The organism is Pseudomonas sp. CFII68, assembly GCF_000416195.1.
GTDB lineage: Bacteria > Pseudomonadota > Gammaproteobacteria > Pseudomonadales > Pseudomonadaceae > Aquipseudomonas > Aquipseudomonas kilonensis.
Genome location: NZ_ATLN01000119.1, coordinates 41236 through 48986, shown reverse-complemented (window position 1 = coordinate 48986; position 7751 = coordinate 41236). Strand labels below are relative to the sequence as shown.

General features: G+C 63.1%; 5 protein-coding genes and 2 pseudogenes. 4 read left to right on the top strand and 3 right to left on the bottom strand.

Going from position 1 to position 7751, the window contains the following annotated elements; genetic code table 11:
- Window positions 1-55: 55 nt before the first annotated feature.
- Window positions 56-2093: pseudogene (locus tag CFII68_RS05025) on the bottom strand (mechanosensitive ion channel family protein).
- Window positions 2094-2393: 300 nt separating this feature from the next.
- Here CFII68_RS05025 and CFII68_RS05030 point away from each other — a divergent pair.
- From CFII68_RS05030 to CFII68_RS05045, 4 genes and pseudogenes are all read left to right on the top strand, one after another.
- Window positions 2394-2591 (top strand): annotated as a pseudogene (locus CFII68_RS05030) (DUF72 domain-containing protein); the annotation flags it as partial.
- A gap of 26 nt (window positions 2592-2617) precedes the next feature.
- Window positions 2618-3427 carry an endonuclease/exonuclease/phosphatase family protein gene (locus tag CFII68_RS05035; protein WP_018612265.1) on the top strand — a complete coding sequence of 270 codons (810 nt, stop codon included), beginning with the start codon at window positions 2618-2620 and terminating at the stop codon, window positions 3425-3427.
- A complete protein-coding gene (clsB, locus tag CFII68_RS05040) occupies window positions 3424-4722 on the top strand; it encodes a cardiolipin synthase ClsB (RefSeq protein WP_018612263.1) in 1299 nt (432 codons plus the stop codon). Before CFII68_RS05035 ends, clsB begins: the two co-directional genes overlap by 4 nt.
- Window positions 4709-5710 carry a lysylphosphatidylglycerol synthase domain-containing protein gene (locus CFII68_RS05045; RefSeq protein ID WP_018612261.1) on the top strand — a complete coding sequence of 334 codons (1002 nt, stop codon included), beginning with the start codon at window positions 4709-4711 and terminating at the stop codon, window positions 5708-5710. The genes clsB and CFII68_RS05045 overlap by 14 nt, the downstream gene beginning before the upstream one ends.
- 159 nt (window positions 5711-5869) lie before the next feature.
- On the opposite strand, the gene CFII68_RS05050 is transcribed toward CFII68_RS05045, so the two are convergent.
- The gene (locus CFII68_RS05050) at window positions 5870-6628 is read right to left on the bottom strand and encodes a S9 family peptidase (RefSeq protein ID WP_018612260.1); all 759 of its coding nucleotides are present in this window, start codon (window positions 6626-6628) and stop codon (window positions 5870-5872) included.
- Window positions 6618-7721, bottom strand: coding sequence for a DUF3182 family protein (locus tag CFII68_RS05055; RefSeq protein WP_018612258.1), 1104 nt, complete (start codon window positions 7719-7721; stop codon window positions 6618-6620). The genes CFII68_RS05050 and CFII68_RS05055 overlap by 11 nt, the downstream gene beginning before the upstream one ends.
- Window positions 7722-7751 lie beyond the last annotated feature (30 nt).

The following is a 7751-nucleotide window of genomic DNA, read 5'->3' as shown; positions in this document are numbered from 1 at the left end:
GTGGGAGCGGGCTTGCTCGCGAAGAGGCCTGCTGCCCCACCATAAACCGCATCAGTTACTTAGATTGATCAGGCACCTCTTCCCCCTCTTTCACTTCCTCCAGCAACCGCCGCGGCAACACCACCTGCTGTGGATAAGTCTGCGCAAAATGCACCGCCGGGTGGTTATCCACAAGCTTCTTCAACTGCTGGTTGAACGCCCGGCTCACCGCATACTGCCCACCCGACACCGTACGAAACTGCGCCGTGAGCACCACGCCGTTGAGGTCCATCTTGTCCACGCCAAACACATCCAGCGGTCCTTGCAGGTTGAATTTCAGGAATGGGTCTTCGGCAATCGAACGCCCGGCCTCGCGAATCAGTTCGATGGCCTGGTCCACGTCGGTGTCATAGGTGAACTGCACAGAGAAGAACGCAAAGGCAAATTGCCGGGACTGGTTGGTCACGGCCTTGATCTGGCCGAACGGCACCGAATGCACGAAGCCCTTGCCGTCGCGCAGGCGCAGGGTGCGGATGGTCAGGCCTTCGACGGTGCCGGCGTGGCCGGAGCTGAGCACCACCCAGTCGCCGATGGACAGCGTGTCTTCGATGATGATGAACAGCCCGGTGATCACGTCCTGCACCAGTTGCTGGGAACCGAAACCGATCGCCAGCCCCACCACACCGGCACCGGCCAGCAACGGCGCGACGTTGATGCCCAGGTTGGCCATGGTGGTGATTGCGCAAATCACCACCAGGATGATTTTCGCCGCGTTGCGCAACAGCGGCAGGATGGTTTTGACCCGGGTGCTGGGTTGGCGCGCCCCGCGCTTGTTCAGCGGCGGTTTCAAGGCTTCCTGGATCGCCGTGTCGAGCACCACCCATGTGAGCCAGGTCATCAGGAAGATCAGGCCGATGCGGCTCAGGGAGTCGCTGATCGCCCGGCCGATGGCATTGCGCGAGGCGAACTCGAACAGGGAAATGCCCCAGATCCGCCCGAGGATCTCAATGAACGCCACCGCCACGACGATGCGCAGCAACGCGTGCAGCAAGCTCAGCAAACGGCCCTTGTAGGCGCTGTGGCGCTGGATGGCTTCGGCCTTGGGCGACTTGAAGACGTGCTGGAACACGGTGCTGAGGAACACCGTGGCGATCAGCAGGATGGTGGTGAACAACGCACAACGCAGGGCTTTCTGGTTGTCCTCGCCGACACCGATCAGGCTCACCGCCGACACCAGCACCATCAACAGGATCGGCCAATACCAGAGCCCGGAGAAAATCCGCAGCGACTCCTGCAAAGCCGGTTGCTTCAAGCGCTGGGCCAGCGGGCGGTTGCGGATCAGGTGCGCCACGGGCCGGCGCATGCGAATCACCAGCCAGCCAAAGATCACCGAGGCGAACAGGCCGGTGAACACTGCGATGCTGCTGGTGATGTTGCCGCCCAGTTGCCGGGCGATCTGCGGGCTGGTCAGGGCATCGCTGAGGGCGGCGAGAAAGCCGATCATGAACAATGGCCGGGGGCTGAAGCGCCGGATCATCGCCACCGCCCGGCGTTTGTGGCCAGCGTTGAACATCACGATCACGCACAGCAACACCGAAGTGGAGAAAATGCCGCTGCTGGTGGCGTAGGCGAAACACAGCGCCAGGGCGCGACCGACCGACACCTGCAGGAAGTGGCTGCCGTACAGGGTCAGCGGCAGGCAGACCAACGCCGCAGCGGTGTACGGCAGCAGATAACCGAGCAGGTCGCGCAGGCGCTGGCGGCTGCGCAACCAGCGGCGCCGGCCCAGATGGCGCAGCAGCAGCCGCGCGCCCGACCAGATCAGTGCGAAAGCGCCGATCCAGACGCTCGACAACAACAGGAAATCCCCCGCCACGCGCCAGGACGAACGGGACGTCTGGTCCACCAGCCGGTCCACCTCATCCACCGCCCGGTCCGCCCGCAGGCGCCAGGCATCCACCAGGCTCTGGTTGAGGTCGAGCTTGTCCTGGCGGCGCGGGTTCGGCGGGCGGTTCATCGGGCTTGGCAGTGCCAGGGACAGCGGCGGTCCCGTAGGCGCTGGTGCCGGTCATCGCCAGCAGGAACAGCAGCAATACAGTGCTCAATCGAGACAAAACGCGAGGCTCCTTCACACGGGATCGGTAAGGAACTGATCAATAACGAGCCGGCAAGTTCGCTCAGAAGGTCAATACACCCCCTTGTGGCAGGGATTTATGTGGGAGCAAGGCTTGCCCGCGATGGAGGCGCCGCGGTCTTTCAGAAATCGAGGCGCCTGTTCGCGGGCAAGCCTTGCTCCCACATAAATCCGCTCGCCACAGTGCTTCACCGTCGGTAAGACCATCGAAACTTTCCGGGCCGCGCAACAGTCATCACAAGACACAGGCAGTACGAGGTCATTGGCACGGGAGGGATACATGACGGCGATCCACATTGGCATTTGCGGCTGGCGCTACACGCCTTGGCGGGGGGATTGCTACCCCAAGGGGCTGACCCAGAAACGGCAATTGCAATTCGCCCCGCGAGCGGTCAACAGCATCGAAATCAATGGATCGTTCTACGCCCTGCAACGCCCCGAACGGTATGCCCAGTGGTATGCCGAGACCCTGCCCGGCGAGCGCCCGGCCGAAGGGGTGTTGCCATGAACCCTCCAGAAACCACCGAAGCGACCCACGAGCCGACCCGGCAACAGCCCCAGGATCTCGACCGGGTCAGCCACTTCACCGTGCTGACGGTCAACACCCACAAGGGCTTCACCGCCCTGAACCGGCGCTTCATCCTGCCGGAGCTGCGCGAGGCGGTGCGCAGTGTGTCCGCCGATGTGGTGTTCTTGCAGGAAGTCCACGGCACCCACGAACACCACCCCCAGCGCTACAGCAACTGGCCGAGCATGCCGCAGTACGAGTTCCTGGCCGACAGCCTCTGGCCGCAGTTCGCCTACGGGCGCAACGCGGTGTACCCGGCGGGCGACCATGGCAATGCGTTGCTGTCGAAATTCCAGATCATTCGCCACGACAACCTGGACATGTCCATCAGCGGCCATGAAAACCGCGGCATGCTCCACAGCGTGCTGCGCCTGCCGGGCGATGGACAGGATCTGCATGCCATATGCGTCCACCTGGGGTTGCGGGAGGGGCATCGTGTCGAGCAACTCAAGCTGCTTTGCCAGCGTTTGAGCGAACTGCCGCCCGACGCGCCCGTGATCGTCGCGGGCGACTTCAACGACTGGCGCGGCAAGGCCAGTGAACTGCTCGAACCCTGCGGCCTGCGGGAAGTGTTCGCCGAACAGTGGGGCAAACCGGCCCGCAGCTTTCCGGCACGCCTGCCGATCCTGCGCCTGGACCGCATCTACGTGCGCAACCTCAAGGCCCGTCATCCCAAGGTGTTGAGCGTACGACCCTGGTCGCACCTCTCCGACCACGCACCGCTGTCGGTGGAGATCGAATTATGAGCGCGACGATGAACAAGGCGACGGTTGAGCAGGTCGAGGCGCCACCCACCGAGCGCAATCCGGCGCTGACGGATATCGAATACGGCTGGCACGGCAACAATCGCGTCAAGCTGCTGGAGAACGGCGAGGAGTTTTTCCCCAGGGTCTTCGAGGCCATTCGCCGGGCCGAGACAGAAATCCTTATTGAGACCTTCATCCTGTTCGAGGATAAGGTCGGCATTGAACTGCGGGATCTGTTGGTCGAAGCCGCCGAGCGTGGGGTGCGGATCACTGTCAGCCTCGATGGCTTCGGCTGCGGTGAGTTGACCATCGATTTCCTGGCCTCATTGAGCGACGCCGGGGTGCGCTTGCAGATGTTCGACCCGGCGCCCCGGCGTCTGGGGATCCGCACCAACTGGTTCCGCCGCCTGCACCGCAAGATCGTGGTGGTGGACGGGGTGATTGCGTTTATCGGCGGGATCAATTTTTCCGCCGACCACTTGGGGGATTTCGGCGCCGAGGCCAAGCAGGACTATTCCGTGGAGGTCAAAGGCCCGGCGGTGGTGGATATCCACCACTTCGCGCTGTTGCAGAGTGGCCGGCCCGCCCGGGCCAAATACTGGTGGCAACGCCGCCGCAGCCGCCGCCACGCGCTGGCGTTCAACGACCATGACGGCCAGGTGCGCCTGATCTACCGGGATAACCACGAACACCAGACCGACATCGAAGAGGTCTACCTGCAAGTGCTGCGCAGTGCCCAGCGGCGGGTGGTGATCGCCAACGCCTATTTCTTCCCTGGCTACCGGTTGCTGCGCGAGATCCGCAACGCGGCACGGCGCGGCGTGGAAGTACGGCTGATCCTGCAGGGCCAGCCGGACATGATGATCGCCAAGCTCGCCGCGCGCATGCTCTACAGCTACCTGCTCAAGGCCGGCGTGGTGATCTACGAATACTGCGAGCGGCCGCTGCACGGCAAGGTCGCCTTGGTGGATGAGGACTGGAGCACGGTGGGTTCGAGCAACCTCGACCCGCTGAGCCTGTCGCTGAACCTGGAAGCCAATGTGCTGATCCGCGACCGGGCATTCAACCGCGAGTTGTTCGAGCGCCTCGACTACCTGAGCCGCAACCATTGCACCGCGATGCCCAAGGACCACGCCCCCCGGGGGCTGTTGTGGCGCATGACCATCGGTTTCATGGTGTTCCACTGTTTGCGCCATTTCCCGGCCTGGGCCGGCTGGTTGCCGGCTCATAAACCGCGTCTGAAACCTTTTTCGCCGCCGACGGCGGTCCGGAGCGAACCCCATGAACCCCTCTGAAGCGCACACCGCGCCGACAGATGCCCATGCGCCGGAGCAGGCCACGCCAAAATCTCGCTGGAGCCGCTGGAAAAGACCGCTGACCCTGGCGTTTTTCCTGCTGTTGATCGTGCTGTTCACCACCCTGGCCCGACGCATCGATTGGTCCGAGGTGTTAGCCACCTTGGCCGATTTCAAGGCGCGCACCTTGATCATTGCCGCCGCACTGACCGTCACCAGCTTCATTACCTATGCCTGTTTCGACCTGATCGGTCGCACCTACATCCGCCAGAAACTGGGTTGGCGGCAGATCTTGCCGGTGGGGGTGATCAGTTACGCGTTCAACCTCAACCTCAGCGCCTGGGTCGGTGGCATCGCCATGCGTTATCGGCTGTATTCGCGGCTGGGGGTCAGCAGCGGGAACATTGCCAAGATCCTCGGCCTGAGCCTGGCCACCAACTGGTTCGGCTACATGACCCTGGCCGGAGTGGTGTTCAGCAGCGGCCTGGTGACCATGCCACCGGGCTGGAAACTCAGCAGCGATGCGCTGCAAGGCGTCGGCGCGCTGTTGCTGTTGGTGAGCGCGGGTTACCTGGTGGCCTGTCGATTTTCCAAGCGCCGGGCGTGGACGATTCGCGGCATGGAAATCAACCTGCCATCGCTGCGCATGGCGGTGCTGCAACTGGCGTTGGGCGCGCTGAACTGGTCGTTGATGGCGGCGGTGATCTTCACGTTGCTGCCCGGCAAACTGGATTATCCGGTGGTGCTCGGGGTATTGCTGATCAGCAGCATCGCCGGGGTCATCACCCACATTCCGGCGGGGCTCGGGGTGTTGGAGGCGGTGTTCGTTGCGCTGCTGCAACATGAAGTGTCGCGGGGCAGCCTGCTGGCGGGGTTGATCGCCTACCGGGCGATCTACTTCATCTTGCCGTTGCTGATTACCGTGGTGATGTACCTGGTGATCGAGGCGAAGGCCAAGGCGTTGCGGGTCAAGCCTGGGCCCAAGTGATGGGTTGCCTGAATGATGAGTTGCTTGTGCTGACCCCTTCGCGAGCAAGCCCGCTCCCACAGGGATCTGTGCTGAATACGAATTCTGTGTTCGCCATAGATCCATTGTGGGAGCGGGCTTGCTCGCGAAGAGGCCCGCACAGACGATACAAAATCCAGATCACCGCTCCTGGATAATGCTCAACCGCTCTCCCACCACCATTTCCGTGATCCAGCCCACCAGGATCGAGGTGTAGGCCTGCTGTGACACGGGGTCGCTCAAGGCATGGTCGGCGCCGTCGATGATCCGGTGCGTCAGCGAATGGGTCTGCTGGCACGCCGCCCGGTAGCTCATGATGGTGGCATGGGGCACGTAGGCATCGGTCTCGGACTCCACCAGCAATACATCGCCGGTGAACTGCGAACACGCATGCAAGGCGCGATTGGTTCCGGCGTGCACCAGCGTGCTGCGGTAATCCAGCAGATCGGTCTTGTCCAGGTCGCGCTTGGGCGTGTGCCATTGCTCGTCGCGGTACAGCGCCGGCACCCGCAGGGCCAGCCAGCGCACCGGGCGCAGCGAAGTCAGGATCGAAGCCAGGTAGCCGCCATAACTGGTGCCCACCACGGCAATCGCCGAGGTATCCAAGGCCGGGTGCGCGAGCAGGCGGTCGTAGGCCGCCAACAGGTCTCGCAGGTTGTCCTCGCGGGTGACTCGCGCCAAGGGGATCCCCGCCCCGCCGGTGTGCCCACGCAAGTCGAAGGTCAGGCACACGCAACCCAGGCCGGCGATGCCTTTGGCCCGTTCCAGGTCCCGCTCCTGGCTGCCACCCCAGCCGTGCACGAACAGCACGCCAGGGACCTTCGACTTGGGACTCAGGAACGTCCCGTTCATGCGTTCATCGTCAATCTCGATCTGAATGGTTTCACTTCTAGCCGTCATAGGATTGAACCGTTACGTATTTGAGAAGGAAGTCGCCGTTGTGCGCCGCGCCGCGATAGACCTCCCTGGCGCCGGTTGGCGGTGGTTGGTCGAGGTAGGTTTCCACCGAGCAGACCCGCACCGCGCCGGTTTGCGGCGCTTCGACGAACACCTGCAACGCCGCCAGCTCGGCACTGCTGGCGCCGCCCATGCGCCACGACTGTTCCAACACGCCGCCACGGGGCTGGCCGGCGGTATCCAGGCCCTGGGCAATGTCGTAATTGCGCCGCGATGCAAAAAAGCTCGGGTAGGCCTGGTTGGCGGCGTCATCGAACACTTGCGCCAGCCGCACCGCCTCGCGCACATCATCGGGCAATTCGAGCCTGAGCAACTCGATATAGCCGCCCTGCACCACCAGCAGGTCCGACCCGCCGTACACCTCCAACCCTTCGCTGTCGTGGGTCAGGTGTTGCACACCGCAATAGCTCAGGACCTTGCCATTGATGAAGCTCTGGCCGACGCTCTGGGTCTTGACCTCGTTGAGGTGCTGTTCCAGCACCACCCCTTCGCGAAACAACGCCTGGGCGTCAGGCCCGGCGACAATTTCATCGAACTGCGCCAGGCTCTTGATCAGCCGTTGGCCACGTCCGGCACAGGCATGGATCGGCTTGAGGCGAATCGGCCCGGTGTACAGCAAGTGCTCGGCGGACGGGCGCGCATCCTTGAGCGAAAAGACCGTCACGCCATCGAGTACGGCGCCTCGCGTGAGCTTGGCAAACAGCGGCGACCAGCCTTTGGGCGCCACGGCGTCCTTATTCAACAGACCGTGGGTAATCGCCTTGGTGCAGATAAAATCATGCTCGACATACCCGCCCCACACGTCCTCCGGTCCTTTGACACCCAGGCGCATCGCGGCTTCGGCGCCGATCAGGGTTTGCGTGGGCAACAGATAAAGATCATGACCGGCCTGAGGGTCATGACTGTCGCCGTACTCCCATCCCAGGATCTGTGCCAGCCACTGGGCCAGTGCACGGTTGGTCTCGACCTCATGGCGCGGCGCTTGTGGATTGACCGAATAGGCCACTACCCGCTTGTTGCGATTGACTGGTGTCATGCGTTGCCCTTTTTCCTGCGCTCGATGGCT

Excerpts from the sequence above, each read along its gene's own strand:
- CFII68_RS05050 (WP_018612260.1), bottom strand. The coding sequence starts at position 6,628 with ATGACGGCTAGAAGTGAAACCATTCAGATCGAGATTGACGATGAACGC.
- CFII68_RS05045 (WP_018612261.1), top strand. The coding sequence starts at position 4,709 with ATGAACCCCTCTGAAGCGCACACCGCGCCGACAGATGCCCATGCGCCG.
- clsB (WP_018612263.1), top strand. The coding sequence starts at position 3,424 with ATGAGCGCGACGATGAACAAGGCGACGGTTGAGCAGGTCGAGGCGCCA.
- CFII68_RS05055 (WP_018612258.1), bottom strand. The coding sequence starts at position 7,721 with ATGACACCAGTCAATCGCAACAAGCGGGTAGTGGCCTATTCGGTCAAT.
- CFII68_RS05035 (WP_018612265.1), top strand. The coding sequence starts at position 2,618 with ATGAACCCTCCAGAAACCACCGAAGCGACCCACGAGCCGACCCGGCAA.